23 protein-coding genes and 1 pseudogene are annotated in these 26,968 nt (G+C 70.9%); 10 read left to right on the top strand and 14 right to left on the bottom strand.

From position 1 onward, the window contains the following. Positions 1-293: 293 nt before the first annotated feature. The gene (locus ACLQ2U_RS29835) at positions 294-1,004 is read right to left on the bottom strand and encodes a TetR/AcrR family transcriptional regulator (protein WP_425754230.1); all 711 of its coding nucleotides are present in this window, start codon (positions 1,002-1,004) and stop codon (positions 294-296) included. Positions 1,005-1,124: 120 nt separating this feature from the next. On the opposite strand from ACLQ2U_RS29835, the gene ACLQ2U_RS29840 reads away from it, so the two are divergent. The 3 genes from ACLQ2U_RS29840 (at position 1,125) to ACLQ2U_RS29850 (ending at position 4,707) form a co-directional block, all read left to right on the top strand. Further along, positions 1,125-1,844 carry a DUF4386 domain-containing protein gene (locus ACLQ2U_RS29840; protein ID WP_425754231.1) on the top strand — a complete coding sequence of 240 codons (720 nt, stop codon included), beginning with the start codon at positions 1,125-1,127 and terminating at the stop codon, positions 1,842-1,844. Between the two features lie 111 nt (positions 1,845-1,955). Continuing rightward, entirely contained in the window at positions 1,956-2,774 is an 819-nt protein-coding gene (locus ACLQ2U_RS29845; RefSeq protein WP_425754232.1) for a quinone oxidoreductase family protein, read from the top strand. 376 nt (positions 2,775-3,150) lie between these two features. Then, the gene (locus ACLQ2U_RS29850; protein WP_425754263.1) at positions 3,151-4,707 is read left to right on the top strand and encodes an OFA family MFS transporter; all 1,557 of its coding nucleotides are present in this window, start codon (positions 3,151-3,153) and stop codon (positions 4,705-4,707) included. A 75-nt stretch (positions 4,708-4,782) separates the two neighbouring features. Here the strand turns inward: ACLQ2U_RS29850 and nrfD are convergent, their stop codons facing one another. From nrfD to fdh, 3 genes are read right to left on the bottom strand one after another with little or no spacing between them, the layout of a single operon-like run. Next, a complete protein-coding gene (nrfD, locus tag ACLQ2U_RS29855) occupies positions 4,783-5,898 on the bottom strand; it encodes an NrfD/PsrC family molybdoenzyme membrane anchor subunit (RefSeq protein ID WP_425754233.1) in 1,116 nt (371 codons plus the stop codon). Then, positions 5,895-6,986: a 4Fe-4S dicluster domain-containing protein gene (locus ACLQ2U_RS29860; RefSeq protein ID WP_425754234.1), complete on the bottom strand. Its 1,092-nt coding sequence runs from the start codon at positions 6,984-6,986 to the stop codon at positions 5,895-5,897. Before ACLQ2U_RS29860 ends, nrfD begins: the two co-directional genes overlap by 4 nt. 3 nt (positions 6,987-6,989) lie before the next feature. After that, complete coding sequence (fdh, locus tag ACLQ2U_RS29865; RefSeq protein ID WP_425754235.1) at positions 6,990-10,256, bottom strand: formate dehydrogenase; 3,267 nt, start codon at positions 10,254-10,256, stop codon at positions 6,990-6,992. Positions 10,257-10,855: 599 nt separating this feature from the next. On the opposite strand from fdh, the gene ACLQ2U_RS29870 reads away from it, so the two are divergent. Together ACLQ2U_RS29870 and ACLQ2U_RS29875 are read left to right on the top strand one after the other, a co-directional pair. After that, a complete protein-coding gene (locus ACLQ2U_RS29870; protein WP_425754236.1) occupies positions 10,856-11,092 on the top strand; it encodes a preprotein translocase YidC in 237 nt (78 codons plus the stop codon). 317 nt (positions 11,093-11,409) lie between these two features. Further along, a complete protein-coding gene (locus ACLQ2U_RS29875) occupies positions 11,410-12,366 on the top strand; it encodes a LysR family transcriptional regulator (RefSeq protein WP_425754237.1) in 957 nt (318 codons plus the stop codon). On the opposite strand, the gene ACLQ2U_RS29880 is transcribed toward ACLQ2U_RS29875, so the two are convergent. From ACLQ2U_RS29880 to ACLQ2U_RS29915, 8 genes are read right to left on the bottom strand one after another with little or no spacing between them, the layout of a single operon-like run. Beyond that, the gene (locus ACLQ2U_RS29880; RefSeq protein WP_425754238.1) at positions 12,291-13,523 is read right to left on the bottom strand and encodes a vWA domain-containing protein; all 1,233 of its coding nucleotides are present in this window, start codon (positions 13,521-13,523) and stop codon (positions 12,291-12,293) included. The two genes, ACLQ2U_RS29875 and ACLQ2U_RS29880, sit on opposite strands and share 76 nt — an antisense overlap. Continuing rightward, the gene (locus tag ACLQ2U_RS29885) at positions 13,520-14,272 is read right to left on the bottom strand and encodes an SRPBCC family protein (protein WP_425754239.1); all 753 of its coding nucleotides are present in this window, start codon (positions 14,270-14,272) and stop codon (positions 13,520-13,522) included. The genes ACLQ2U_RS29880 and ACLQ2U_RS29885 overlap by 4 nt, the downstream gene beginning before the upstream one ends. Continuing rightward, positions 14,269-15,138 carry an AAA family ATPase gene (locus tag ACLQ2U_RS29890; RefSeq protein WP_425754240.1) on the bottom strand — a complete coding sequence of 290 codons (870 nt, stop codon included), beginning with the start codon at positions 15,136-15,138 and terminating at the stop codon, positions 14,269-14,271. Before ACLQ2U_RS29890 ends, ACLQ2U_RS29885 begins: the two co-directional genes overlap by 4 nt. After that, positions 15,135-15,707, bottom strand: a complete 573-nt coding sequence (locus ACLQ2U_RS29895) for a nucleotidyltransferase family protein (protein WP_425754241.1) — start codon at positions 15,705-15,707, stop codon at positions 15,135-15,137. The genes ACLQ2U_RS29890 and ACLQ2U_RS29895 overlap by 4 nt, the downstream gene beginning before the upstream one ends. Before the next feature lie 9 nt (positions 15,708-15,716). Continuing rightward, a complete protein-coding gene (locus tag ACLQ2U_RS29900; protein WP_425754242.1) occupies positions 15,717-16,583 on the bottom strand; it encodes an XdhC family protein in 867 nt (288 codons plus the stop codon). A gap of 11 nt (positions 16,584-16,594) precedes the next feature. Further along, positions 16,595-18,985, bottom strand: coding sequence for an aerobic carbon-monoxide dehydrogenase large subunit (locus ACLQ2U_RS29905; RefSeq protein WP_425754243.1), 2,391 nt, complete (start codon positions 18,983-18,985; stop codon positions 16,595-16,597). After that, entirely contained in the window at positions 18,982-19,530 is a 549-nt protein-coding gene (locus tag ACLQ2U_RS29910; RefSeq protein WP_425754244.1) for a (2Fe-2S)-binding protein, read from the bottom strand. Before ACLQ2U_RS29910 ends, ACLQ2U_RS29905 begins: the two co-directional genes overlap by 4 nt. 2 nt (positions 19,531-19,532) lie before the next feature. Beyond that, the gene (locus tag ACLQ2U_RS29915; protein ID WP_425754245.1) at positions 19,533-20,405 is read right to left on the bottom strand and encodes an FAD binding domain-containing protein; all 873 of its coding nucleotides are present in this window, start codon (positions 20,403-20,405) and stop codon (positions 19,533-19,535) included. Positions 20,406-20,523: 118 nt separating this feature from the next. Here ACLQ2U_RS29915 and ACLQ2U_RS29920 point away from each other — a divergent pair, with 118 nt between their 5' ends. Together ACLQ2U_RS29920 and ACLQ2U_RS29925 are read left to right on the top strand one after the other, a co-directional pair. Then, the gene (locus ACLQ2U_RS29920; protein WP_425754246.1) at positions 20,524-21,597 is read left to right on the top strand and encodes an XdhC family protein; all 1,074 of its coding nucleotides are present in this window, start codon (positions 20,524-20,526) and stop codon (positions 21,595-21,597) included. Between the two features lie 231 nt (positions 21,598-21,828). Continuing rightward, positions 21,829-22,401 (top strand): annotated as a pseudogene (locus ACLQ2U_RS29925) (IS6 family transposase); the annotation flags it as partial. 390 nt (positions 22,402-22,791) lie between these two features. Here ACLQ2U_RS29925 and ACLQ2U_RS29930 read toward each other — a convergent pair. Beyond that, on the bottom strand, positions 22,792-23,403 hold the full coding sequence (locus tag ACLQ2U_RS29930; RefSeq protein WP_425754247.1) for a hypothetical protein: 612 nt from the start codon (positions 23,401-23,403) through the stop codon (positions 22,792-22,794). Positions 23,404-23,523: 120 nt separating this feature from the next. Here ACLQ2U_RS29930 and ACLQ2U_RS29935 point away from each other — a divergent pair, with 120 nt between their 5' ends. The 3 genes from ACLQ2U_RS29935 to ACLQ2U_RS29945 all read left to right on the top strand — a co-directional run bounded on the left by ACLQ2U_RS29935 (position 23,524) and on the right by ACLQ2U_RS29945 (position 26,101). After that, on the top strand, positions 23,524-24,345 hold the full coding sequence (locus tag ACLQ2U_RS29935) for a DUF4184 family protein (protein ID WP_425754248.1): 822 nt from the start codon (positions 23,524-23,526) through the stop codon (positions 24,343-24,345). Positions 24,346-24,789: 444 nt separating this feature from the next. Next, positions 24,790-25,314 carry a hypothetical protein gene (locus tag ACLQ2U_RS29940; RefSeq protein ID WP_425754249.1) on the top strand — a complete coding sequence of 175 codons (525 nt, stop codon included), beginning with the start codon at positions 24,790-24,792 and terminating at the stop codon, positions 25,312-25,314. A gap of 22 nt (positions 25,315-25,336) precedes the next feature. Continuing rightward, positions 25,337-26,101, top strand: coding sequence for a hypothetical protein (locus ACLQ2U_RS29945; protein ID WP_425754250.1), 765 nt, complete (start codon positions 25,337-25,339; stop codon positions 26,099-26,101). A 423-nt stretch (positions 26,102-26,524) separates the two neighbouring features. Here the strand turns inward: ACLQ2U_RS29945 and ACLQ2U_RS29950 are convergent, their stop codons facing one another. After that, positions 26,525-26,941, bottom strand: a complete 417-nt coding sequence (locus tag ACLQ2U_RS29950; RefSeq protein ID WP_425754251.1) for an SgcJ/EcaC family oxidoreductase — start codon at positions 26,939-26,941, stop codon at positions 26,525-26,527. Positions 26,942-26,968 lie beyond the last annotated feature (27 nt).

Here is a 26,968-nt window from a genome sequence, read left to right on the forward strand (position 1 = left end):
TGACCCCCGCCGCCCCACGCACCACCGGCGGCGTAAGGATCAAGTTGGCCCGCGGAGGCCCGCCCCACCCAGTGGGGGGTCGCTCGCCTACGGCGAGGATCCACAACACCCACCGCAAACCCGGTGAACGTTAGTGGACACCGCCCTAGGGACAGGCACCCGCCGGCTCAGTGCCGGCCGGCGAGTGGTTAGAGGACCTCCGAGCGGTGACGAACGCCTCGTCCCGGAGGGCGCCCCGCAGGCGCTCGGCGGCCGCTGCGGGAGGGGCGTCGATGCACGCGTCGCTCCCCGGACTACCTGAGGGGCGCTTCGGTCGGCTTCTGGCTGGAGCTCCAGCCCTGTCGGTGGAGACGTTCGACACCGTCCAGGAGGAGGCCGAGTGTGAACTCGAACTCGAACTGGTCGTCGCAGCCCGAGCCCACCACCGAGGCTGTATCGTGCCGCCGGCTGGTGGCGACGGCCGCGATGTGGGGATACGTCTCCGCCATCTGCCGAGCGGCGGCCTCCGACATGCCATCGGCGTTCTTGGGGTCGTCGTAGAGCTCCTGGGTGAAGCCGAAGATGCGACTCCCCAGCGCGTGCATCACGTGATGCGTAAGGTCGATCGACAAGCCACCGGCGACGAACATCGCGATCGTGGAGTCCATGTAGGTGAGCACCGCCGGTGTCGGCTTGGTCCTCGACTCCATGACCCGTCGCGCCCACGGGTGACGCAGCAGCACCCTCCGGGCCGACAGGATCCGCGCCCGGACCGCGCTCCTCCAGTCCAGGTCCGGGTCCGGCGCGTCGATCTCAGCGACCACCATGTCCACCATGCCGTCGAGGAGCTCGTCCTTGTTGGCCACGTGCTTGTAGAGCGCCATCGGCACTACACCCAGCTCCTGCGACAGCCGGCGCATGCTCACCGACTCGATGCCCTCCTCGTCGGCCAGGGCGACCGCCCTGGCCAGCATCCGGTCTCGGTTCAAGGGCGTACGACGAGACGCCGCCTGACCTGGGGCCATCAGCTCCGTCCTTTCACAGAAGTCATCCGATCATCGCTTGACAGGTGTACAGCGTACACCTTAGCGTCTCACTCATTGGTGTACGCCGTACACCTCCACGATCTTCAAAGGAGTAGTGCAATGACCGCAACTCGTAAGACCGCACTGGTCGCGGGCGTCTTGTTCCTGATCACCGAGGTCTCGGCGATCGCCGGGCTCGCGCTCTACCAGCCCGCTCTCACCGACCCGAACTACGTCGGCGGAGCCGGTGCCGACGCCCGCGTGCTGCTGGGCGCGCTCAGCGAGCTCATCCTGGTCATGTCCGTCATCGGCACCGCCGTCACGCTGTACCCGGTGATCCGCCGGCAGAACGAGGGCATTGCTCTCGCCCACGTCGCCGGGCGCCTCCTCGAGGCCGCCATCATCACCGTCGGCATCGTCAGCGTGCTGGCTCTGGTGACCCTGCAGCAGGACGGCGCGGCAGCCGGCACGGACGACGGTGCAATCGTCGCCGCCGGGCAGGTGCTGGTCGCCGTCCACGACTGGACGTTCCTGCTCGGCCCCAGCGTCGTACTGGGCATGAACAGCCTGCTGCTGGCCTACCTGGTCTACCGGTCCCAGCTCGTGCCTCGCTTCATCGCCCTGCTGGGACTCGTCGGTGGCCCGCTCGTCTCCACCTCCGCCGTCGCCGTGCTGTTCGGGCTCTACAGCCCGACCTCCCACACCGTCTCCGCGCTGCCGGTGTTCGCGTGGGAAGTCAGCTTCGCCGTCTACCTGATCGTCAAGGGCTTCAAGCCCTCCCGCATCACCGCCCACCCCACCGCATCGGACCAGCCACACCCCGAGCTCTCCGTCGCGTGACCCCCCGTTCGCGGCCCAGCGACGGGCAGGTACGGGTAGCGGTCGCCGCCGCACCCATCACCCCCCTTGATGTGCTGTGCGCGACCGGCACCTCGTACTTCGGCAGGCCGTGTGCCCTACCTCCCCGGTGTGCAGGGCGTGGGTCGGCTCGACGACGGGACACCGCTCTGGTTCTCGACCACCGCCGGGATGCGTCCCGGCGACGGCAGCATGGCCGAATACTGCGTCCTCCCAGCAGCCGACGTCGTCACACTGCCTGACGACGTCGACCACACCCTCATCGCCGCTCTCGGCCTGTCGGCAGTCGCTGCCTGGGTGACCTTGACCTCGCGCGGCGAGATGCGTCAAGGAGAGCAGGTCCTGGTCCTCGGCGCGGGTGGCGTCGTCGGACAGGTCGCACTACAGGTGGCCCGGCTGCACGGCGCCCGGCGCATCATCGCCGCCTGCCGTTCCACCGCCGCCCAGGAACGCGCCCGCAAGCGAGGCGCCGACGCCGTCGTCGCCCTGACCGACTTCGATGACGTGGAGTCCCTCGCGGCACGACTTCCGGAAGCGTGCGACGGGCCGGTGGACGTCGTACTCGATCCGCTGTTTGGCGTGCCAGCCGCCGCGGCGCTGCGCACCCTCAATGCCCACGGCCGGCTGGTCAACCTTGGCAGCTCGGCGGGCGAGCATGCCCCGTTCGACTCCGCGACCCTGCGCAGCCGGTCGCTTCGTTTACTGGGCTACACGAACAACGAGCTGAGCACCGAGCAGAAGGCGCGGGCTCTGCGAGTCGTCGCCGACCATGCCGCCGCCGGGCGGTTGGTCCTCGATTACGAGACCACGTCGCTTACCGATGCCGGTGAGGCCTGGTCACCGCAAGCCGATGGGCGCGCCACAAGCCGGATCGTGCTGACGCCCGACGGTACGACGTGCCGCAATACCTGACGCGCCGTTGCCCTGCCATTCTCGACGCCTCACTCCGTCATTCCGGCGGCGTGCCGGCGGTGGCCACGGCGGTGCTGCCGGACGGGCGGGTGGTGGCTGCCACCGGCGTCACCGGTCGCGTTTTCTCGTAACGGTCAGCTGAGGACCTGTTCCCGCGTAGCGTAGTGGGCAGCCGGCTAACGGTTGACGCCAGAGGTGCGTCAGGCAGCCGCTGTGGCGGCGGGAGCCGCTCGGCCAACTGCCGAGAGTCCGGCGGGCGTGATGTGACCCGGTGCGCGGGGAGTTCTGCCCAGTGGGCAAATAAGACGGTGCCAGGCTTCGGCCAACTCTGCACCGCCTCTGACCCACTCAGCCGCAGGAGGTGCGGACGTTGCCCATGCTGTCAGCGCTCAATCCTCGGCACACCGTCGCCCCGCCGGGATACAGCCGCTGGCTCATCCCGCCCGCGGCGCTGGCGGTGCACGTGTGCATCGGGCAGGTCTACGCGACGAGCGTCTACAAGAACTCCCTCATCGCGCACTTCGACACCAGCCAGACGGCGATCGGGGCGATCTTCAGCATCGCCATCGTCATGCTGGGTTCGTCGGCGGCTGTGGGTGGCACGTGGGTGGAGCGGAACGGACCGCGCCGGGCAATGCTCGTCTCCGCCTGCTTCTGGGCCAGCGGATTCCTGATCGGCGCGCTCGGCATCGCGACCCGTCAACTCTGGCTCCTCTACCTCGGATACGGCGTCATCGGCGGCATCGGGCTCGGCATCGGCTACATCTCGCCCGTCTCTACGCTGATCAAGTGGTTCCCGGACCGGCCCGGCCTCGCCACCGGGCTGGCCATCATGGGCTTCGGCGGCGGCGCCTTGCTCGCCAGCCCGCTCGCGCGCCAACTGCTCTCCCTCTACGACCCCGCCTACAACCCCGCCAACCCTGGCGCGGTCGCGTCGGGGCATGCCCTGGTGGGGCTCTTCGTCACGCTCGGCCTCGGATACTTCGCAATCATGATGTTCGGCGTGTTCAACGCCCGGGTCCCTCCACCGGACTGGCGGCCCGCCGGGTTCGACCCCGCGCGCGTCGCCGCCCGGCCGCTGGTGACGAGGGCGAGCGTGTCCGTGTCGAACGCCATGCGCACCCGCTCGTTCTGGCTGCTGTGGATCGTGCTGTTCTGCAACGTCACCGCGGGCATCGGCATCCTGGAGCAGGCCAGCCCGATGATCCAGGATTTCTTCCGGGACGACGGGGTCTCCACCATCTCGGTCTCGGCGGCGGCCGGTTTCGTGGGAGTGTTGTCGCTGTTCAACATGGCCGGGCGGTTCGTCTGGTCATCGACGTCGGATCTCATCGGCCGCAAGCCCATATACATGCTCTACCTCGGCCTCGGCATCGTGCTCTACACGCTGCTAGCCGTGGTCGGACACACGGCGACGGCGATATTTGTACTGCTCGCCTCCGCGATCATCTCTTTCTACGGGGGTGGCTTCGCCACCATCCCCGCCTACCTGCGCGACCTGTTCGGCATTTTCCAGGTCGGCGCCATCCACGGCCGGCTGTTGACCGCATGGTCTGCCGCAGGCGTCGCCGGGCCGCTGATCGTCAACCGGGTCCTCGACACCCAGGGCAAACCCGGCACTCTCACCGCATCGGCGTACCGGCCCGCGCTGTTCACCATGGTCGGCGTCCTCGCCGTCGGGTTCATCGCCAACCTGCTGGTCCGGCCCGTGCCCGAACGGTTCCACGAACCCGACAGGGGACCAGCCTCTCCCGTAGCGCGCGCCTCTGTCACCGAGCCGGTTGCCCTCGGCCGGGAGAGCCAGCCCCCTGTCCCCGAACACGTCGGTAGCCAGACCGGGCGGATCTGGCTGTCGTGGCTGCTCGTCACGGCACTGCTCGGATACGGCGTCGTCCAGACCGCCATCACCGCCGCGAAGCTGTTCGCCGGGTGATGCCACCCACCCGCGCATGAGCGCGGACGGCTTTTCGAGCTCCGGCGTAGCGGTAGGCCGCCGAGGCGCCCCGGCCTAGCGGCGGGCCGCCGCCCCGTTCTGGTCCAGCCGCTCCCGTTGCGGCACGACCGTGTACTTCGGATCCCGCGCCGAGGCGACCCCAGCCTCGTATACCCCGAACCGGGTCGCCAGCGAGGCGGCCAGCAGCGCCGCGCCGGACAGGGCCGAGACAACCCGGCTGCGCCGCCCGAGCAGAGCTGCGGCCACCCCCGCCGCGAGCAGCACCCGTCCGGCCCGCAGCAGCCCACCGGAGCGCCCCTGCCGGTAGGGCTCACTGGTCAGCCCCAGCCGCTCCAACCGCCGGCCGCCGACCAGTTCGACGGCCGCACCGGCCAGGGCCAGCCGCCGGACCGGGCCGGTCTCGGCGGCCGGCGCCGCGATCAGCGCGACGCCGGACGCCGCGGCGAGCGCGCTGCCGGCGAAGAGGAAGGGCAGGTCGGGGTAGGCGTCGTGCCAGGACGGCACCGCCGTGTCGGCGAGCAGCACACCGGTGTACGTGGCCAGCGCCGGCGCCACGGTCGCGGCCACCAGCCCGGCGGTGTTCCCCACCGGCGGCACCACCCGGCGGGCGAGGCCGAGCGGGCCGCGGCGCGGCAGCCGCGGCGCGAGCTCGGCCACCGCGGCCAATCCGGCCGCCGGCCCGAACGCAGCGAGGATCCAGGTGCCGACCGACATGGGTGACGTCACCTTGACCACGCGCAGCATGTGGTGGAAGCGTTCCGGACGCCCCAGGTCGTGGATCAGGAAGTAGGTGCTGGCGCTGACCGCCCCGAGCGCGGCCCAGCGCCCCACCCGGCGCAGCCCGGGCCGGCCGGTCAGCTGTGCGCCGGCGGCGACCAGTGAGGTGCCCGCGGCGAGACCGCCGGCGAACAGGTAGGCCGGGATGTCGTGCTTCCACACCGGGGCCTTGAGAATCGGCCGGCCGTAGTAAGACCTGAACCCTACCGGCGGGACGTTGACCTGCTCGCCGGCCTCGCGCCCGCCCTTCCCCCGGCCCTTCGTCGCGGGGCGGCCGGACTGCCGGCGGCGTCGGCCGCCGTCAGCCCGGTCAAGGCTGGCCTGGAAGTCGCGGAAGCGGCCGCGCAGCGGCTCGCCAGGCTCACCCGCCCCGTCCGGTGCCGCGCTGGTCACGAGCGTCCTCCGAGGAACGCGGCGACCGTAGCGGCCGCCATGGTCAGCGCCGCGAGGCCCGCCCGCCGCCACATCCGCGGCAGTTCGCGGGTGGTGACCACCGGGTCGGGTGGCAGCCCGTACACCTCGGGCTCGTCGAGGAGCAGGAAGAACGCGCCGTCGCCACCGACGCCGTCGTTCGGGTCGTGGCCGTAGAGCTGCGCCTCCGGCACTCCGTTGGCGTGCAGCCGCTCCACCCGCGCCTGGGCCCGCTCGCGCAACTCCTCCAGCGGGCCGTACTGGATCGACTCGGTGGGGCAGGCCTGGGCGCAGGCCGGGGTCATGCCGGCGCCGAGGCGGTCGTAGCAGAGCGTGCACTTCCATGCCCGGCCGTCGTCCTTGCGCTGGTCGATCACGCCGTAGGGACAGGCCGGGATGCAGTAGCCGCAGCCGTTGCAGATGTCCTCCTGCACCACCACCGTGCCGAACTCGGTGCGGAACAGCGAGCCGGTGGGGCAGACGTCCAGGCAGGCGGCGTGGGTGCAGTGCTTGCAGACGTCGGACATCATCAGCCAGCGGAAGTCGGTGCGCTCGTCGACGCCGGTGCCGCGGCCGGGCGGCTCCGCGCCGGGCATGCCGAGGAACTGCGGGCCACCGGCCGCAGCGTCGGCGGTCCGCGCGACCGTGCCGGCCGGTGCGCCGGCGGCCATCCGGGCGGCCGCGTCGGCCATGCCCGGCGGCACCCCCGGGTCGGTGCCGGACGGGTTGCCGGTGCCGGCGGCCACCGCCGCCGACGCCGCGCTGGCCGACCCGACCGTCGGGGTGCCGGCGAACGGCGGGGTACGGTGGCCGGCCGGGACCGGCTGCTCGATGAAGGCCACGTGCCGCCACGAGTTCGCGGTCAGCGCCCCGGTGTTGTCGTACGACATGCCGAGCAGGTCGAACCCGGAGTCCGGAACCCCGTTCCACTCCTTACAGGCCACCTCGCAGGCCTTGCACCCGATGCAGACGCTGGTGTCGGTGAAGAAGCCCACCCGCGGCGGGGCGTCGACGTAACCGGCGTCCGGGGCGGGATCGAGCGGACCGTACAGGCTGTTCGCGTTCACCATCGGTCAGGCCTCCCGACCGCTGGCGGTGTCTGTGGTGAGGATCGGCGGGTAGTGGGCCAGCAGGTTCCCGGACCGCCGGTAGTAGCCGGCGATCATGTCCAGCACCGCCGGCCCGGTGGGCCGGCGCCCGGGCTGCACGTCACAGGTGCCGACCTTGCTCTCCTGAATCAGCACGTTGGGGTCGAGGGTGATCCCGAACAGGTCGTTGGCGGAGTCGCCGCGGCTCAGACCCTCGTATCCCCAGTGGTAGGGCAGCCAGACCTGGTGGATGATCCGGTCGTCGACCCGTAGCGGGGTGAGCCGATCGGTCACCAGGACCCGTGCCTCGATGACCGCCCGCGAGGTCACCAGGTGGGCCCAGCCCAGATGCGTCAACCCGCGCTCGGCCGCCAACTCCGGGGAGACCTCGACGAACATCTCCGGCTGCAGCTCGGTCAGGTACCTGACCGTCCGGCTCATCCCACCCGCCGTGTGGTGCTCGGTGAGCCGACTGACCGTGAACACGTACGGGAAGACGTGGCTCTGCGGTTCCGGCGGGCTGGGGTTGAGCGGGTTCACCGGATGGTCGTAGACCTTGCGGGTGGGGTTGGCCTGTTGGCCGTAGAGCGGGTTGCGCACCGGCGACTCGGCCGGCTCGTAGTGGGTGGGCATCGGCCCGTCGATCACTCCGGCCGGTGCGTACAGCCAGCCCTTCCCGTCGCCCTGCATGATGAACGGGTCGTTACCGGCGATCGCGTAGACGCCGGTGGCGTCCTTCGGCGGCCGGTAGGACGGCGGCTTCCTCTTCTCGAAGTCGGGCACGTCGTGGCCGGTCCACTCGCCCGCGTCGGCGTCCCACCAGACGAAAGCCTTGCGCTCGCTCCACGGGCGGCCGTCCGGGTCGGCGGAGGCGCGGTTGTAGAGGATGCGGCGGTTGGCCGGCCAGGCCCAGCCCCACTCGGGGGCCACCCAGCTCTGCTCCCGTCCGGGCTTCCGGCGGGCGGCCTGGTTGACCCCGTCGGCGTAGACCCCGCAGTAGATCCAGCAGCCGCCGGCCGTTGACCCGTCGTCCTTCATCTCGGTGAACAGCGACAGCGGGCGGCCGGTGGCCACCTCGTACCCGTTGATCTCGCGCAGCACCGCCTCGGCGCTCGGCTCCGCGTGTACGCCGTGCGCCGGGTAGTCCCAGGTGAGGTCGAGCAGGGCCCGGTCGCGCGGGCGGGTGGAGCCAGCCAGCCTCTCCCGCACGATCCGCCCGAGGTGGTAGAAGAACCACAGCTCGGAGCGGCAGTCGGCGGGCGGGTCGAGCGCCTTCTCTCGCCACTGCAGCAGCCGCTGGGTCTGGGTGAAGGTGCCCTCCTTCTCCACATGTGAGGCGGCGGGCAGGAAGAACACCTCGGTGCGGCACTCCTCCGGCACGATCTCGCCGGTGGCCACCTCCGGGCCGTTCTTCCAGAACGTGGCGCTCTCGATCAGGTAAAGGTCCCGCACCACGAGCCAGTCGACGTTTGCCATGCCCAGCCGCTGGGCCCGGCCGTGCGCCGAGCCGACCGCCGGGTTCTGCCCGAGCAGGAAGTAGCCCTTGATCTTGCCGTCGATCATGTTCAGTACTTGCTGGTACGTCCCGTGGTCGCCGGTCATCCGTGGTAGGTAGTCGTAGCAGAAGTCGTTGTCCGGGGTGGCCGAGTCACCCCAGTACGCCTTGAGCAGGTTCACCCCGTACGCCTGCGCGTTGCCCCAGAAACCCTTCTGCCTGGGGTGCCGGATGCCGTTGATCCAATCGTTGAAGGTCGGATGCTGCGCGTGGTGCGGCATCGGCAGGTAGCCCGGTAGCAGGTTGAACAGCGTCGGGATGTCCGTGGAGCCCTGGATACTGGCGTGCCCGCGCAGTGCCATGACGCCGCCGCCGGGACGGCCCACGTTGCCCAGCAGCAACTGGATGATCGCGCCGGTGCGGATGTACTGCACGCCGACACTGTGCTGGGTCCAGCCCACGGCGTAGACGAGCATGCTGGTGCGCTCCCGGCCGGAGTTCTCCGTCCAGGCCCGGGCGACCTCCTCGAACTTCTCCCGCGGGGTGCCACAGACCCGCTCGACCATCTCGGGGGTGTAGCGGGCGAAGTGGCGCTTGAGGATCTGGTAGACACAGCGCGGATGGCGCAACGTCTCGTCCCGTTCGGCCTCCCCGCCCACCGGCGCCCCGTGCGACTCGTGCCGCAGCCCCGCGGCGGTCTCCCGCTCCGTTTCGGTGTCGTGCCCGGCGGCGTTGCGCTCGTGGCCCGCATACTGCCAGCTGGTCTGGTCGTAACTGGCGTTCGTCGAATCGAAGCCGGAGAACAGCCCGTCCAGGTCCTCGGTGTCGCGGTAGTCCCCGCTGACGATGGTCGCCGCGTTGGTGTAGGCGACGACGTACTCCCGGAAATCCAGTTCGTTGTCCAGGATGTAGCGCACGATCCCGCCGAGGAACGCGATGTCCGTGCCCGCCCGGATCGGGACGTACGAGTCGGCCATGGCGCTGGTCCGAGTGAACCGCGGATCCACGTGGAAGATCTTGGCGCCACGCGCCTTGGCTTCCATCACCCACTGGAACCCGACGGGATGGGCCTCGGCCATGTTGGAGCCCTGGATGACGATGCAGTCGGAGTTGATCAGGTCCTGCTGGAAGTCCGTCGCGCCACCGCGACCGAAGCTGGTCCCCAGACCGGGGACGGTGGCGGAGTGTCAAATGCGCGCCTGGTTCTCGATCTGTAGCGCCCCCAACGCGGTGAACAACTTCTTGATGAGGTAGTTCTCCTCGTTGTCCAGCGTCGCGCCACCCAGGCTGGCGATGCCCAGCGTGCGGTGCAGCGGGCGGCCCTCGTCGTCGACGTCCTCCCAGGTCTCGTCCCGCGCGGCCAGCACCCGATCGGCGATCATCTCCATCGCCGTGTCGAGGTCGAGGTCCTCCCACTCGGTGCCGTACGGCCGGCGGTAGCGCACTGTCTGCTGGCGCAGCTCGCCGGTGACCAGGCTCTTGCTCGCCGCGCCTTTCGGGCACAGCCGGCCCCGCGAGATGGGGCTGTCCGGGTCGCCCTCGATCTGGGTGACCCGACCGTCCTTGACGTACACCCGCTGGCCGCAGCCCACGGCACAGTACGGACAGACCGACCTGGCCATCGAGTCGGCCGTCTCCGTGCGCGCGGTCAGCCTCTCGGAACGGGCTGACTTCGCGGCGGCACCACGGCCGAGCGGATCAGTGCCGGTGAGCTGGCGGTAGACCGGCCACCCCTCGATCCAGGCGCGGACGCCCATGGCAGCACCTTCCCCACAGCAGGGCGAAAACGCGAACGCTCTGACGATAGGCCGGTCGAGCGGAAGCCGAAGCGATTGCGACGCCTGTCCCCCTATCGTCGGACCGTGACCCGGATACTCGTCAACGGCGCCGGCGGGTTCCTCGGCGCCCACATCACCGCAGCACTGGTCGCCGCAGGCGACGAGGTGGTGGCGTTCGACATGGGCCACCCGCCCGACCACCGCGGACGGGGCCGGAGTCGGTCGCCGGGGTCCCCTGTCGCAACAGACGCCGCGGCCCGCCGAGGCGTACGGCTGGCTGCAGACCGCCGGGCAGCTCGGCATCGCGGCCGGCTCGGCGGCTCGCGGCGCGGTCAACGACCACCTCGGCAGCACGCCTGCGTTCCTGGTGGTCTGCGGGGCGCTGACGCTCGCCCTGGCCACCGCGCTCACCCGTCGCCGGGCCCTGCGGATCCCGCCCGCCGGGCCGGACGGGGAACCCCGGACCGACCGCGCCGCCCCGATGCCGCGACCCGAGGTCGGCGCTGCCGGCGAGGTTTCGTCGGTGATGAGACCGGGTAGCCAACGCCGACCGGATCCGGCACCGACGGGAGGCGACCGTGGGGTACCAGGCGCGGAACGGAGAGCTGCCGGTCGACCCGGAGCACGCCGAGGACGAGGCCGGCCAGGCCCGGTTGGTGCAGGCCGAGGCGGACACCGACATCCCGGCGCCGGACGATACCGACGTGCCGCCGGACGTTGTCACCGAGGATGACGGGTCGGGGGTCGCCGGCGGCTCTGCCGGCAGCAGCGCCGGCGGTTCCAGCCTGCCGGGACACCCAGACGCAACCCGCTGAACCCGGCCAGGTTTGCGCCGCTCGTCGCGTACGGACTCGCATGTCCGCTCTCTGCTGGTGCCTTGACCGCAGACCTTCGCGGTGTTGGTGACAGTCAGCCGACGGATGCTGGCGGCCGGAGCAGGGACCGGGTTGGGAGCAACGGAGTGCGCTGAACGGAGTTGAACTGCAGCCTGAAGCCGGTCGGCGCTCAAACGTACGGCCGGTTGGCGGTCACGTCCGCGCTGACGGCGGGCGGCTGAGCGGGCACTGATCGAGGTACATTGCGAGGAGATTCCGGATCACTCGATCGGGGGCCGGGAAGTGGGTCGACGCCGATGACCCCCACGCAGCTGCGCGCCTATGTCGCCGTGGTCCGGCTGGGGTCCGTCAAGCGGGCCGCCGCGCAGCTCGAGGTCTCCGAGTCGGCCGTGTCGCTACACATCGGACAGCTGCGCAAGGAACTCGGTGACCAGCTGTTCTCCCGAGCGGCGGCGGGGCTCGCGTTCACCCCCGGCGGGCTGCGGCTGGCCAGCCGGGCGGCTGAGCTGCTGGGCCTGCAGGACCGCACGGTGCTCGAGGTGAGCGCCGCGGGACGCGGCCGCCGGCTGCTGCGGGTCGCCGCGTCGAGCCTGTTCGCCGAGCTCGCCGCGCCGGGGCTGCTCGAGCTGTTCGCGAAGCGCGCCGCCGACCTCGATGTTGAGCTGAGCGTGCGCAACCCGGGCTCGTTCGAGACGCTGCTGCTGACCCGGGCCGCCGACATCGCGATCGGGCCGCAACCGCCGGTCGTCGACACGTCGATCGCCTGCCGGCCGGTGATGAACTACCGGCTTGTGATCGTTGTCGGCCCGGACCATCCGCTGGCCGGCGTGCAGGCGTCGCCGGGGCAGCTGCGCGACCAGACCTGGCTGCTCGGGCCGTCGGCGGCCGCTGACCTGGGTGCGGTCCCGGCGGTGCTGCGCCGGCTCGCCGTGCCCGACAGCCGGCAGCAGGTCTTCCAGAGCCACGCGGCCGCGCTGGGGGAGGCGAAGCGTGGCAAGGGCGTCGCGCCGGCGCTGTCGTTCACTGTTGCGCCGGACGTCCGCAAGGGCCATCTCCTGCTACTGGCCGGGCCGCACGCGACCTTCGAGGCCGTATGGCATTCGCTGGTGCTCGCCAAGCCGGACCCCCCGTCGGCTGCGGCCGAGCTGTCCCGGTTCGCGTCGACGCCGCGGGCGATTCAGGCGATGATGCGTGGCGCGGGAGTCAACGTGGGCCACTTCAAGCCGTCGGTGCACGTGACGCTCTGGAGCTGACGGGCGGCGTCCGCCAGGTCGCGGAACGTCCCGGCCGGCAGCAGCCGGTCGCAGTAGGGCAGCGCGGCGGCCATGCCCGCCACCCGAGGGACGAAGCCGGGGGCACCGGCCCGCGGATTCAACCAGACGATCCGGTACGCGCGGCGGCGCAGCCGGGCCATCGTGGTGGCGAGCTCGCCGGGCGGGTCGCTGTCCCAGCCGTCCGAGCCGATCACCACCACCGCCCCGCGGACGGCGTTACCGTGGTGCGACGCGAGCAGGGCACGCAGGTTCGTGGCGATCCGGGTGCCGCCAAACCGGTCGGTCACGGCCGCGTTGGCGTGCGCGACCGCCGCGGCTGCCGAGGTGTGTCGCAGCGCGACCGTGAGCCGGGTCAGCGTCGTCGCGAACGCGAACACCTCCGCGTCGGCGATCACCGCGAACGCCCGCATCAGGTGCAGGTACGCGGTGGCCTGCGCGCGCATCGACTCGCTGACGTCGCAGAGCAGCACGACCCGGCGCGGTCGCCGCACCGGCCGCTCGCGGACGACCTCGACGGGTTCCCATGCGGTGCGGCGGGCCCGGGCGATCGTCGGGCGCAGCGCGACCCGCCGTCCGGCCGGGCCGACGGCTTGCCGCCTGGTGCGCCGGGTCGGCCAGCCGGCGACGGCCGCGCGCAGGGCGTCGCCGAGCAGTGCGACCTGCGCGGCGTCGAGCTCCTCGAACGGCCGGTCGGCGAGCACGGCGAGGGCGCCGGGGCGCCGCTCGGGCAGCCGCAGCGCGGCGTCGGACTCCCGCGCCTCGGCGACGGCCGGTGGCAGCGTCGCCCACGGCAGCCCGCCGCCCGGGCCCGCGTCGTCGGTGTCCGCGGGCACCGGCACGTGCACCTCGTCGCGGCGGCCCGGGGCCGCGGACCGGGTCAGCGGCAGCGGCGGCGCGTCGGCGAAGACGGCTGCGAAGACGCGGTCGAACGCGGCAAGGTGGGCGCGCCGCCGGACCAGGCTGATCCGGGCGGTCCAGTAGAGCGTGGACATCGAGACGGGTGGGCTGGCGGCGAGCGCCCGGACGAAGTCGTCGACGTTGGTGAGCCCGGCCGGGACGCCGGCGTGCCGCAGCCGGTCGGCGAAAGCCACGGCGAACGCGGCCCGGTCGACCCCGCGCAGCATGGCGGAACTCACCGGCGCGTGACCAGCCAGACGATCACCGCGCCGACCGCCAGGACGCCGACGGCCACCGGCACGAGCCGCTTGGAGATCGAGCCACCGGCAATGCTGAGCAGGTCAAGCGCCTCAGGTTCGGCGGCGGGCTCGGCGAGGGTCGTGGTGGCCGGGGGCTCGACGGGCGAGGGCCCGACGGCGGCGGTGCTGGGCGTGGTCGCGACGGCCGCGGCGGACGCGGTCGTGACGGGCTCAGGCTCGGGCCGGGCGGCCGACGCGGCCGGGGTGACCGCCGGCTCGGTGGCCGGCGCCGCCGCACCCGGCTCCTCGGCCGCCAGCTTGGCCTCCAGGTTGGTGACGAACTGGGCCAGCAGCTTGCCCGACACCTCCTTGATCATTCCGCTGCCGAACTGGGCAAGCCTGCCCGAGATCTTCAGGCTGGTGTCCACGCTGACCAGCGTCCGGTCGCCGTCCGGTCGCAGCTGGGCGGTGACCAGTGCGGCGGCGTTGCCCGCCGACCGGGCATCGCGGCCCTTCGCGTCGATCACCCCGCGGTACTGCGCGTCGTCCCTCTCAACGAACTGCGCGGTGCCCGTGAACTCGGAGATGACCGGCCCGACCTTGACCTTCACCTTGCCCCGGTAGAGGTCGCCGTCGACGCCGGTCAGCTGGGCGCCCGGCAGGCACGGCGCGATCCCCTCGAGGTCGGTGAGGATCGCCCAGGCCCGCTCGATCGAGGTGTTGACCGAGAACTCGTTGGTGATCTTCATGGCTGACGCTCCTGGTAGGTGCCGAGCGCGGCGGCGACGGCGGCGCGGTCGTCGGGGGTCTTGGCGATGGTGCCGATGGTCCGGACGATGTCGCCGGCGGCGAGGTCGGTGGCGCCGAGCACGGACAGCGCGGCGACCCAGTCGATGGTCTCGGCCATGCCGGGCGCCTTGTCCAGCTCCAGGCCGCGTACGCCGCCGATGAACTCGGTCGCCGTGCGGATCAGCGGCTCGGCCGCACCCGGCACGGCACGGCGGACGATCTCGGCGGCCCGGCTCGGCTCGGGGAAGTCGATCCAGTGGTACAGGCAGCGGCGGCGCAGCGCGTCGTGTAGTTCCCGGCTGCGATTGGAGGTGAGCACGACGACGGGCGGCGTGCTCGCGGTGAACGTGCCGAGCTCGGGGATCGTGATGCCGGTCTCGCCGAGGAACTCGAACAGCAGCGCCTCGAACTCGTCGTCGGCGCGGTCGATCTCGTCGATCAGCAGCACCGGCGGGACCGGCCCCTGATGGCGTACGGCCCGCAGGATCGGCCGTTCCTGGAGGAACTCGGCACTGAACAGGTCGGCGTCGGTGAGCGGCGCGTGCTGCGCCTCGGCGAGCCGGATCGCGAGCAGCTGCCGCTGGTAGTTCCACTCGTAGAGCGCCTCGCCGGCGGTCAGGCCCTCGTAGCACTGCAGCCGGATCAGCGTCGTGTCCAGCGCCCGGGCCAGGGCCTTGGCAGCCGCGGTCTTGCCGACGCCGGGTTCGCCCTCGAGCAGCAGCGGCCTGCCGAGCCTCAGCGCCAGGAACAGGGCCATCGCCATGCCGTCGTCGACCAGGTAGTCGACGGCGTCGAGGCGGCGCCGGACGGCCAGGTGGTCTTTCACCGCGCCTCGCCCGCCAGCAGCCGCTCGTAGTCCGCGCGGGTGTCCACGTCGATCGGCACCGGCCCCTCGGCGGGCACTTCGGTCATCGGGTAGCGGCCAGAGTGCAGCAGCTTCCAGACGGCCTTGTCGCCGTGCAGGCCGCACAGCTCGGGAAAGACCTCGCGGCCGAACCGGAACGGATGCCCCAGCCCGTCGGAGTACCGGCACACGCCCAGCGCGGTGGCCGCCGAGGCGACCCGCCGGACGTCGGCGGCGCGCACGCCGGGCTGGTCGCCGAGGAGCAGGACGAGCCCGTCGGCGCGCGGGTCCACCACCTTCACCGCCGTGCTGATCGACGACCCGCAGCCGGTGCTGAACGCCGCATTTTCGACGACCTGGACCCCGGTCAGGTCCACCCGGTCGCGGATCAGGCCCGCCGCGCCGCCGAGCGTCACGAGCAGCTGGTCGAAGCCGCACGAGCGGGCCAGCTCCAGGGTCGCGTCGAGCAATGTCCGCCCGCGGTACGGCAGCAACTGTTTGGCCTCGCCGAGGCGCACGGACGCCCCTGCGGCGAGCACCAGGCCGGTCACGAACACGGGCTACGCCGCCGTGAAGCTCGCGAGGCAGCCGGCGCAGCAGAACCAGGAGTCCTGCTCGTCGACCCGCGCGTGCGGCGTCTCCGGCCCGACCAGCACGGTCATCCCGCACACCGGATCGACGGCCTGCTGCGGCCGCGCCACAGGTGCGCCCGAGGACGGGGCCAGCCCGTCCACCCTGATCGCCCGGACCACCTCACCCATGATCGACAGGGCGATCTCCTGCGGCGAACACGCCCCGATGTCCACCCCGGCCGGCGAGTGGATGCGGGCCCGTTCGGCGTCGGTCAGCTCCAACTCGTCGAGCAGGACCGCGCCGCGCTTGCGGCTGGCGACCAGCGCGATGAAGCCCACGCCGGCGTCCAGCGCGGCCCGGATCGCGTCCTGCTCGCCCTTGCCGAGCCCGGCCACCACGACTGCGGTGGCGCCCGCGTAGTCGCCGGATACGGAGACCTCGAAGTCGAGGAACGCCGCCAGGGTCGCCACCGCGGCGCTGATCGGCGTGCTGCCGGCCAGCCCCAGCACCGGCGCGGGCAGCACCGGCCGCAGGAAGATCTCGATCGCGCCGCCCGAGTGGCAGGGGTTGACCACGACCCGCGCCCCCGGGGTCTCGGGGAACGTGCCCGTGCCGTCCGGCAGCACCCGCAGCAGCAGCGTGGCGCCGTCCCGCAGGGTGTCGAGCGCGGCCGTCCGCACCGAACTCTCGGCGCACACCCCGCCGACAAAGCCCTCGATCGAGCCGTCCGACAGGATCACCGCGGCGTCGCCCGGCTGCGCCGACGTCGGCTCCTGGGCGCGGACCACGGTGGCGTGCACGAACGGCTCGCGCGAGACGGTCAGCTCGCGGGCGCGGTCGGCGATCGTCGTCATCATGGGCCCCCTCAGACCGGCGGCCGCGCTTGACCGCGCATCGCGTCCCAGACCCGCGACGGCGTCAACGGCATGTCGGCATGCCGTACGCCGAACGGTTTGAGGGCGTCCACGACCGCGTTGACGATCGCCGGCGGCGAGCCGACCGTGGCCGACTCACCCACGCCCTTCGCGCCGATCGGGTGGTGCGGCGACGGGGTGACGGTGAAGCCGGTCTCCCAGTCGGGCACCTCGAGCGCCGTCGGGATCAGGTAGTCCATCAGCGACGCGCCGAGGCAGTTGCCGTCCTCGTCGAATGCGATCATCTCCATCAGCGCCATGCCGACCCCGTCGGTCAGCCCGCCGTGCACCTGCCCCTCGATGATCATCGGGTTGATCCGGGTGCCGCAGTCGTCGACCGCGATGAACCGCCGCACCTTCACCTGCGCGGTGCCGGGATCGACGTCCACCACGCAGATGTACGCCCCGTGCGGGTAGGTCAGGTTCGACGGGTTGTAGCAGATCTGCGCCTCGAGCCCGCCCTCGACGCCCTCGGGCAGCTCGCCGGCGCCGTGGGCGCGCATGGCGATGTCCTGGATCGTGACGGACTTGCCCGGGTCGCCCTTGACGTGGAATGCACCCTTCTCCCAGTCCAGGTCGGCGACCGAGACCTCGAGCATGCCTGAGGCGATGATCCGGGCCTTGTCGCGGACCTTGCGCGCGACCAGGGCCGCCGCCGCGCCCGACACGGGCGTCGAGCGGCTGCCGTACGTGCCGAGGCCAAACGGCGTGTTGTCGGTGTCGCCGTGCACCACGTCGATGTCGGCCGGCGGGATCCCGATCTCCTCGGCGACGATCTGCGCGAACGTCGTCTCGTGCCCCTGGCCCTGGGACTGCACGCTGAGCCGGACCACGGCCTTGCCGGTCGGGTGCACGCGCAACTCGCAGCCGTCCGCCATGCCCAGTCCGAGGATGTCCATGTCCTTGCGGGGCCCGGCGCCGACGGCCTCGGTGAAGAACGAGATGCCGATGCCCATCAGCTCGCCCCGGGCCCGCTTCTCCTCCTGCTCGCGGCGCAACTGGGCGTAGCCGGCCATGTCCATCGCCAGCCGCATGGTGGGCTCGTAGTCGCCGGAGTCGTACACCCAGCCGGTCTTCGTCGTGTACGGGAACTGCTCCGGTCTGATGAAGTTCTTCAGCCGCAGCTCGGCCGGGTCCATGCCCAGCTCGTCGGCGAGGCAGTCGACGATCCGCTCGACCAGGTAGACGGCCTCGGTGATCCGGAACGAGCAGGCGTACGCGACGCCGCCGGGCGCCTTGTTGGTGTAGACCGCCGTCATCTTGCAGTAGGCGGCCTCGATGTCGTAGCTGCCGGTGAACACACCGAAGAAGCCGGCCGGGTACTTCACCGGCGCGGCGGTGCCGTTGAACGCGCCGTGGTCGGCGAGCACGTCGGTGCGGATGGCCAGGATCCGGCCGTCCCGGGTCGCCGCGATCTCGCCGCGCATGATGTAGTCGCGGGCGAAGCCGGTGCTGACGAGGTTCTCCGAGCGGTCCTCCATCCACTTCACCGGCCTGCCGGTGACGATCGAGGCGACGATGGCGCAGACGTACCCGGGATAGATCGGCACCTTGTTGCCGAACCCGCCGCCGATATCCGGCGAGATCACCTGGATCTTGTGCTCGGGGATGCCCGCCACGATGGCGTAGAGGGTGCGGTGCGCGTGCGGCGCCTGGGTGGTGGACCAGAGCCGCAGCTTGCCGTCGACCGCGTCGAAGTCGGCGACCGCCCCGCACGTCTCCATCGGTGCCGGGTGCACCCGGGGATAGACGAGGTCCTGGCTGACCACGACGTCGGCGCGCGCGAACACGGCCGCAGTGGCCGCCTCGTCGCCGGTCTCCCAGTCGAAGCAGTGGTTGTTTGCCTTGCCCGCCAGGTCGTCGCGGATCAGCGGGGCGTCCGGCTCCAGCGCGCGGCGGGCGTCGATGACCGGGTCGAGGATGTCGTACTCGACGTCGATCAGCTCGAGCGCGTCCCGCGCCGCGTACCGGTCCTCGGCTACGACGAACGCCACCTCCTGGCCCTGGAAGCGCACCTTGTCGGTGGCGAGCACGGCCTGCACGTCGTTGGACAGGGTCGGCATCCAGGCCAGGCCCTGCTGCGCCAGCATCGCCCCGGTCACGACCGCCTTGACCCCGGGCGAGGCCTCGGCGGCGCTCGTGTCGATGCTGACGATCCGGGCGTGTGCGACCGGCGCCCGGAGAATCGCGAGGTGCAGCATGCCAGGCAGCTGCACGTCGTCGACGTACCGGCCGCGGCCGCGGACGAACCGCGGGTCCTCCTTGCGCAGCATCCGGCCGTGCCCGACCGGCTTCTGGTCGTTGTCGTGGAAGGTGTCCACGCGCTCGTGCACGCTCGTCATGCGACGCTCCCGGCGGGCTGGCCGGCGTCCGCGATCTCGCCGGCTTCGCTTGATTCGGTGGTCTCGGTGACCCGGGCCGCGGCGGCCGCCTCGTGCACGGCGGCCCAGCGGACCGAGCGCACGATGGTGGCATAGCCCGTACACCGGCAGATCTGGCCCGAGATCGCCTCGCGGATCTCCGCCTCGGTCGGGTCCGGGTTGGTGTTGAGCAGCGCCCGGGCGGTCATCATCATCCCGGGTGTACAGAAGCCGCACTGCAGTCCGTGGCACTGCATGAAGCCCTGCTGGATCGGGTCGAGCTCGGCGCCCTTGGCCAGGCCCTCGACCGTGCGCACCTCGTGGCCGCCGGCCATCGCGGCGAGTACCGTGCACGACTTCACCGGCTCGCCGTCCAGCCAGACCACGCAGGTGCCACAGTTGCTGGTGTCGCAGCCCCAGTGCGTGCCGGTCAGGGCGAGCACGTCCCGCAGGAAGTGCACGAGCAGCAGCCGCCCCTCGATCTCCCGGGTGACCTCGACGTCGTTGACGGTCATCGTGACCTGCATGCTCAGCTCCTCGCCCGCTCGACGGCCCGGCGCAGGGCCCGTCTGGTCAGCTCGGCGGCCAGATGCCGCTTGTAGTCGGCGCTGCCGCGCTGGTCGGTGGTCGGGTCGCAGCTGCGCGCCGCGATTGCCCCGGCCTGCTCGAACAGGCCCTCGGTGGGCTCCCGGCCACGCAGCGCGGCCGAGATCTCCGGGATGCCCGTGGTGTTCGGCCCGACGGCGGCGAGCCCGACCCGGGCGTCCATGATCGCGCCGCAGTCGAGCCAGACCGCCGCGCCGGCCGAGACCACGGCCCAGTCGCCGGCCCGGCGCTCGACCTTCTCGTACGCGCTGCCGCCGCCCGGCCGCACCGGCAGCCGGATCTCGACCAGGATTTCAGCGTCGCCGACCGTCGTCTCGTACGGCCCGACGTGGAACTCATCCATGGACACGACACGCTCGGCGCCGCCCGGCCCGCGGATCACGCAGCTCGCGTCCAGCGTCGTGCAGACCGCGGACAGGTCCTCGGACGGGTCCGCCTGGCAGAGCGAGCCGCCCAGCGTGCCCCGGTTACGCACGACCGGGTCGGCGATCACCCGCTCGGCATCGGCGAAGATCGGGAATGCCGCGGCCAGCCCGGCAGACTCGAGCAGCTCCCGGTGCCGGGTGAGCGCGCCGATCCGCACCTCGTCCGGGCCCGGCTCGATATAGCCGAGTTCCGCGTGCAGGTCGTTGATGTCGATCAGATAGTCGAAGTTGGCCAGGCGCAGCTTCATCATCGGCAGCAGACTGTGCCCGCCGGCGATCAGTCGCGCCGTGCTGCCCAGCCGTTCCATCAGGCCGATGGCCTGATCCACACTGGTCGCTCGCTCGTACTCGAACGGTGCCGGGACCTGCATGTCGCACCTCCGCAGTCCGGCAAAATCTGGCCCCGGCCCGCACCAAAGTCAACGCCGACCTAAGCAAGTGCTTAGGTCGGCGTTGACGGCGCCGCCCCGGCCCACGGATCGTGCGGCCATGCGGGACATCGTCGACGGGCTGACGGCGTGGCGCGCCGCCGGCGTCGCGTTCGCCGTGGCGACCGTCGTACGGACCTGGCAGTCGGCGCCCCGGCAACCGGGCGCAGCCATGGCGGTCTCCGCCCACGGCGAGGTCCTGGGCAGCATCTCGGGCGGCTGCGTCGAGGGCGCGGTCTACGAGCTCTGCCTGGCGTCGCTCGGGACCGGTAAGGCCCGGACTCAAACGTACGGCGTAAGCGACGACGACGCGTTCGATGTAGGCCTGACCTGCGGCGGCACGATTGAAATCCTGGTCCAGCCGGACGTGGCGATGACCGAGCCCGACGAGGTGCTCGCGGCGATCCGGGGCGGCCGGCCGGTCGCCACGGCTTCGGTCGAGGACGCGCAGTTGGTGGTCTGGCCAGGCCGGGTCGTGGGCAGCCTCGGCGAGCCCGACCTGGACCACGCGGCGGCGCAGCAGGCGGCTGGCATGCTCGCGCTCGGCACCACCGGCACGGTCCACCTGGGCGCGCACGGGGAGCAGCGGCGCGACGAGGTGAGTGTCTTCGTCCAGTCATACGTGACCCCGCCCCGGATGATCGTCTTCGGTGCGATCGACTTCGCCGGCGCGGTGGCCCGGATCGGCCGATTCCTCGGCTACCACGTCACGGTCTGCGACGCCCGCCCGGTGTTCGCCACCCGCAAGCGCTTCCCGGACGCCGACGACCTTGTCGTCCAGTGGCCGCACACGTACCTGAAGTCGACGGCCGTCGACGAGCGCACGGTGCTGTGCGTGCTGACGCACGATCCGAAGTTCGACGTGCCGCTGCTTGAGGTCGCCTTGCACACCCCGGCCCGCTACATCGGCGCGATGGGCAGCCGCCGCACCCACGAGGACCGGCTGCGCCGGCTGCGCGAGGTAGGTGTGGACGAGGCCGCCCTGGCCCGGCTCTCCTCCCCGATCGGGCTGGACCTCGGCGCGCGGACGCCGGAGGAGACGGCCGTGGCGATCGCCGCCGAGATCATCGCCCAGGCCTGGGGTGGCTCGGGTCGCCCCCTCACCGACCTCGAGGCCCCGATCCACCACCCATGACCAACTGCGCCCGCGCCGCGAATTGATCAGCCGCGGGCGGTCGCCCGATTCTGCGATCCGCAACGCGACCGGCCACGAACATCGGTGGTGCGGCTGCGGTTCGTGTCGCCCCTCGGACACAGACCATTACCCCCACGGTGCGCGCTGAGATCGGCGGCTCTGTTGCGTTGAGGGTTGGCGTGATCGAGGCAGGTTTGAGCAGTGAAGTCGTTGACCTGCTCTCGCCCGTGGCTGCCTGCGAAGTCGGCGTTCGCCGGGTTCCGGTTGCCGCCGGAGGTGATCGTGATCGCGGTCCGCTGGTATCTGCGGTTCAACTTGTCCTATCGGGACGTTGAGGAGTTGCTGGTCGAGCGCGGGGTTGAGGTCGATCACGTCACTGTCTACGGGTGGGTACAGCGGTTCACCCCGCTGCTGGCCGAGGCCGCCCGATTCTGCCGGCACTCGCCGGGTGACCGGTGGCATGTCGATGAGACGTACGTCAGGGTCAACGGGGTGTGGCGGTCCGTGTGCCGGGCGGTCGACCAGTACGGGCAGGTCATCGACGTGCTGGTCTCGGCGCGCCGGGATGCCGACGCGGCTCGGCGGTTCTTCCGACGAGCGCTGTCGACGTTGAAGGTGACACCCAGCGAGGTCGTCACCGACGCGGCCGCGATGCGCGGCCTACGAACGGACAAGACAGCACAGGTGATCATCGCCGGGCACGTGTTCATGCAGAACCTGCGCCGCGGACACTACGAACTCGCCGTCGACGTCCCGCCGGCGACGCGGGTGTCTGGGGCGTTCGCCGACCTCGCCCTGGCGATCCGACCTCGGACCCGACGCCCGGTTCAACGTGTCCGTCGATCCCACAACGCAACAGCGCCACCCAGCCTCTACCCACCGCTTCGTGATCCGGCCGATCTCGCTTATCTGCACGATCGGTCGAGCCCAGGCAGGACACCACCATGACTGTGTAGGGCCGAGTCGCGGAGCGGGGAGGCGGAGGCGCGCTGCCGGTTCCTGGCGGCGGGGGCACACAGGGGGCACAGACACTTCCGCTTCAACGTCTGACCGGCCAATGATCGACTCGGCTCGTGGCAGGTCGCGATATCCAGGTCTCCCCGACTCCGCCACCTCCCGCCAGCGGCGTGGTTCCAGGGATGGGCGCTGAGTCAGCGTCGACAGGGTGGGTGTCGTAAGAAGCATCAGGACGTGTTACGTCGGCTCCCGGAGGTCGTGGATGGACAGTCGGTCCGACGCCAGGGCGTCAGTGCGGCAGTCGGGACCGTGCAGGTCTAACGAGGCCAGATCAGTGGTGATGGCTGCGGCCGGATTGAAGTAATCCCGGTCAAGTTCGAAGGTGACACGAGTGCCCTTGCCGGCTTGGCCCTCGAACCTCTCGGGCGCCGTGACGGGCCGAAGGCCGGCGAGTTCCTGGCGGAAGCCGTGGCCGTCATCCCACACCTCCACGGTGGTCCGAGTGCTCAGGGCCGCCGCTGCGGCACTGAGCCATCTCTCAGGGCCGAGCAGCGAGCCGTAGTAGCTCAGCGGAGGCATGCCCTCTCCGTTCCAGGGACCGGACTGATCGTCCGCCACCGAGAAGGCGAGATCGGTGGAGACTTGGGCGGTGACCCATGGCGTGTGCGCTGGAGCGACCGCGGCGGCCGGATGGAGGGCATGACTCAGCACGGCGCACAGCACCCGCGTCGCGAGCTCCGGATTCTCCCGCGCCACCCCGAAGTACATACCGGGCGTCTTGCGCACGGACTCGTCGAAATCCAACACTCGGACATGTTCGAGGCCGTACGTCATCTGGCTCTCCGGCATGTGAGCCACGCTACCGCCGGCAGTTCACCTGTCCCAGGTCCCTCAAGGCTAAGCCCAACAAGCACTCACCGAGACATGATCACGATCCCCGGCTGGAGTACAAGGTGGGAAGATGCGCCGATGCCGCTGACCTTCCCGTCGCACCCGGGTGTGGTGCTCCCGCTCAAGCTCTGGCGACCCCGCTGGTTCGACGGTGTCGCGCTGACGACCGGGGCGGTCGCACCCGACGTCAGGTACGCGTTCCTCGGGGTCGGACCGGAGTGGCAGAGCCACACTCTCACCGCGCTGGTGTGGTGGTGTCTGCCAGTGGCGCTGCTCGGCGCGTGGCTCGTCCGCGCCACCGTCGCGACCCTCGCCGCCCACCTGCCCCACCTCGGCCCGTTCGCGCTGCGCGACTACGGGGTGCTTGCCACAGTGCGCCACCCGTGGCAGATCACCGCCGGATCTGCGCTGTTCGGCGCGGCCAGTCACATCGGCTGGGACTACCTCACCCATACCGTGGCGTGGCTGCGCATCGTATTCGGCATCGACTGGGACCAGGTCAGCGAGGTCGCCTGGTGGACGGTGTCCGACATCCCCAGCAGCCTCGTCGGCGCGCTGGTCACGCTCGGCGTCGCCGTCGTGGTCGGCCGCCGCCGGCTGCTTCGGGCCTGGCACGGCAGCCCACCGCCGGTCCGCACCCGCCCGATGGTGTTCTGGTCCGTCGCGGGCGCCGTTGCAATCATCGGGTACGCCCTGACCCCGCTGCTGCCAGCCGAGGAGCTGCCATGGGCGACTGTCGTACGGCTGCTGTGTGTCACGGCCGGGGCGCTGCTCGTCGCCGCCGTGGCGGTGCAAGCAGTGAACGCCAAGACCACCCCCGCTGAGACACCCACGCGGGCACCTGGGAGCCGTTCGGAAGTGCCACCCCCGTCGCCAAGTGCCTCGCCGCCGCCACGTTGAACGGCTGCCCGGTCGCTGCGGCGGTACGCTGCTGCGCCGCAAGGACGGTGGAGATTCGGCCGTTGCCGCAGCCGACCTACAGGGCCTGGCGGGGTTGCATTCGGCGGTCAAGCGCAGGCGAGGCCGCAACGGTTACGTGCAGTGGGAACGGTCCAGGCCGATGGGGTTGTGGCAGATGAACATCGTCGGCGGGCGCCACCAAAGTGCCACAGCCGAGTCCGAACCCCTGGGGCCCGTACGGCTTTCCCCATGGGATCGTGCAGCGGCCCTTTCTGCTACCTGCGCCCCGGGGCGATGTTCATCGATCTCTTGGTGATCGGTGCGGCCATCGCTCTCGCGCCGTAGGCGGCGGCGGTGGTCGGCACGATCGCCGTCGGCAGGCGCACTCGTCGGCGCGGCGGGCTCGCCGGTGCCAATGGACCGCGGCCCTAGGGTGAAGCGTATGTGCTGCTCGACGACGTGCTCAAACTTGTCACCCCCGCGCTCGCCGATCTCGACGTTCAGCGTCACCGACAGATGCTGGTCGTCCCTGGCGAGCGCGGGGACCGCGTCCTGATCGACTTCCAGCGGTCCGGGGCCACCGGCGCACTGGAGATCACCGACGGCGGAAACGGCGGTGAGGATCCGGACGACGGCTGCGGCAACGACCCACGCAAGCTCGTCGAGGACACGGCCAAGGAGGTCGTCGAGGAGTGGGGTCTCTCCGGCCTCGACAAACGGATCACCTCCGCCAAGTGGGAGCACCCGGAGTACACCTGGGCCTACCGCGGCTCGGAGGTGCACAAAGAGACCGCCCGCAGGCTCGGGCAGCGGTATCCGGAGCTGTTCGACGCGAAGATGCGTGGCAAGGGGCCGGACTTCCCGGTCAAGGGCACCGATAAGCTGGTCGAGCTGACTACGCCGGGCGAGGTCGCCAAGCACAAAGCCAAAGGGCGGAAAGTACTTGTCCTGCGACTATGCCCTTTATGAGTTTCCGGAGTAGAAGTGAGCTATGGACGACCTGTTCTTCGATCACGTCAGGGAGGTCGGCGCCGACTACTCGGGCCGGCGGCTGGGCTCCCTGACGGTGGTCGGGTCGCGGTTCGAACGATGCCGGTTCGACCGGATCCGGTCCGAGACGGTGTCGTTCGGTGCCGGCATGGAGCTGACTGAGTACGTCGACTGCTCCTTCGACGGGGTGCGCTTCAAGTCGGTGGCCGCGGGCTTCGGTCGCTTCGTGCGCTGCTCGTTCCGCGACGTCAGTTTCAGGGACTTCGGTGACGACCATCTCGAGCTGGTCGACTGCGTGTTCACCGGCCAGCTGCGCTCGACCGTGTTCTGGGGCGCGCCGCCGCAACCCGAGGCGCGGCTACGCTACGAGTCGAATCTGCGGTTCCTGGCCCGCGTAGGCCGGCCGGAGCCGCCCGGATACCGGGAACTGGAGCTGCGCGAGGCGAACGAGTTCCACGGCAACGACTTCTCGGACTCCGAGCTCATCGGGGTGTCGTTCCGGGGGATCGATCTCGCCGAGCAGCGACTGTCGACCGGCGACGGCTATCTCTACCTGCCCGACGCCGAGGCGGCGATCAACCGGGCCCTCGAGATGATCGGTGACCGTCCCGAGGGTCCGGATATCGAGAAGTTCCTGCGCGGCACGCTCAGCCGGGAGCTGTCCTTCGGCCAGCGCCAGCTTCACCTCCGGCAGGCTGACTTCGGCAGCAAGGGCACCGACCAGCGCACCGTGACGGCTTTCGCCCTACTCCGGGAGGCCGCCTGACCGCCTCGCTTCGATGGGTTCCGGGCGACCCGATCTGGGTGTTCTGCAACCCGGCTGCGCCGAACCTCCTGCGGTGGCAACTGCGCGTCACCTTGATGATCTTCTGGAACGGCCATGCCCGCCCCGCTACCCACACCCAGGGCGCGTCTACACCAACCACCTCAAGCCGGACACCCCTCACGACTTTGCCGGGCCCTGGGGGGTGACGGGTCGCGGAAGGGTCAATCGGCCTCTGCGACTGCCGGCGCGCACTGCCGCGTGGGGGTACTGAAGGTCCGTCGGATGTGGTTCGGGCGGCCTGCTCGTGTTTCGGGGGAGGGGTCGGCCGCGATTGCGGGAATGCGACAATGCGATGACGGCCGAACGCTGCCGGCCGCCATCCGCATCACGATCATCGACGAGTCCCGTGGCGTCGCAGCCGCTTTATGCGCTGGCCGCCACGGCTGTGTTCTGATTGGCGGTCAGTCGCCACTGACCGTCTTCCTTGGACATCACGTATATCGGAGTGCCCTCGCCCAGTTCGGTCACCAGCTCGCCCTCCGGGGAGAAGTGCCGCTGGCGAACCTTGACCGCAGCCACGTCTGCGCGGATGAAGAGCACGTGCACGACCTCGTATGAAGGGACGAGGTCCTTCATCGCGCCGGGCAGAACCTGCTTGGTGAATGCGGCGATGGCGTCCCGGCCTATGAGGAGCTTGCCGGCCCCGGTGGTCCAGATGGCGTCCTCGCGGAACAGGGAGACGAACTCCTCGACCAGTTCGTTGCTCTGCGCGTGTTCGATGGTGGCGACGACGTGTTCGATGGCTGTGATCTCAGATTGACGGTCAATCGTTGCGTCCATGACAAGATCTTGGAATCTGAACCAAAC

This window comes from Micromonospora sp. DT47 (genome assembly GCF_049844475.1).
Classification (GTDB): domain Bacteria; phylum Actinomycetota; class Actinomycetes; order Mycobacteriales; family Micromonosporaceae; genus Micromonospora.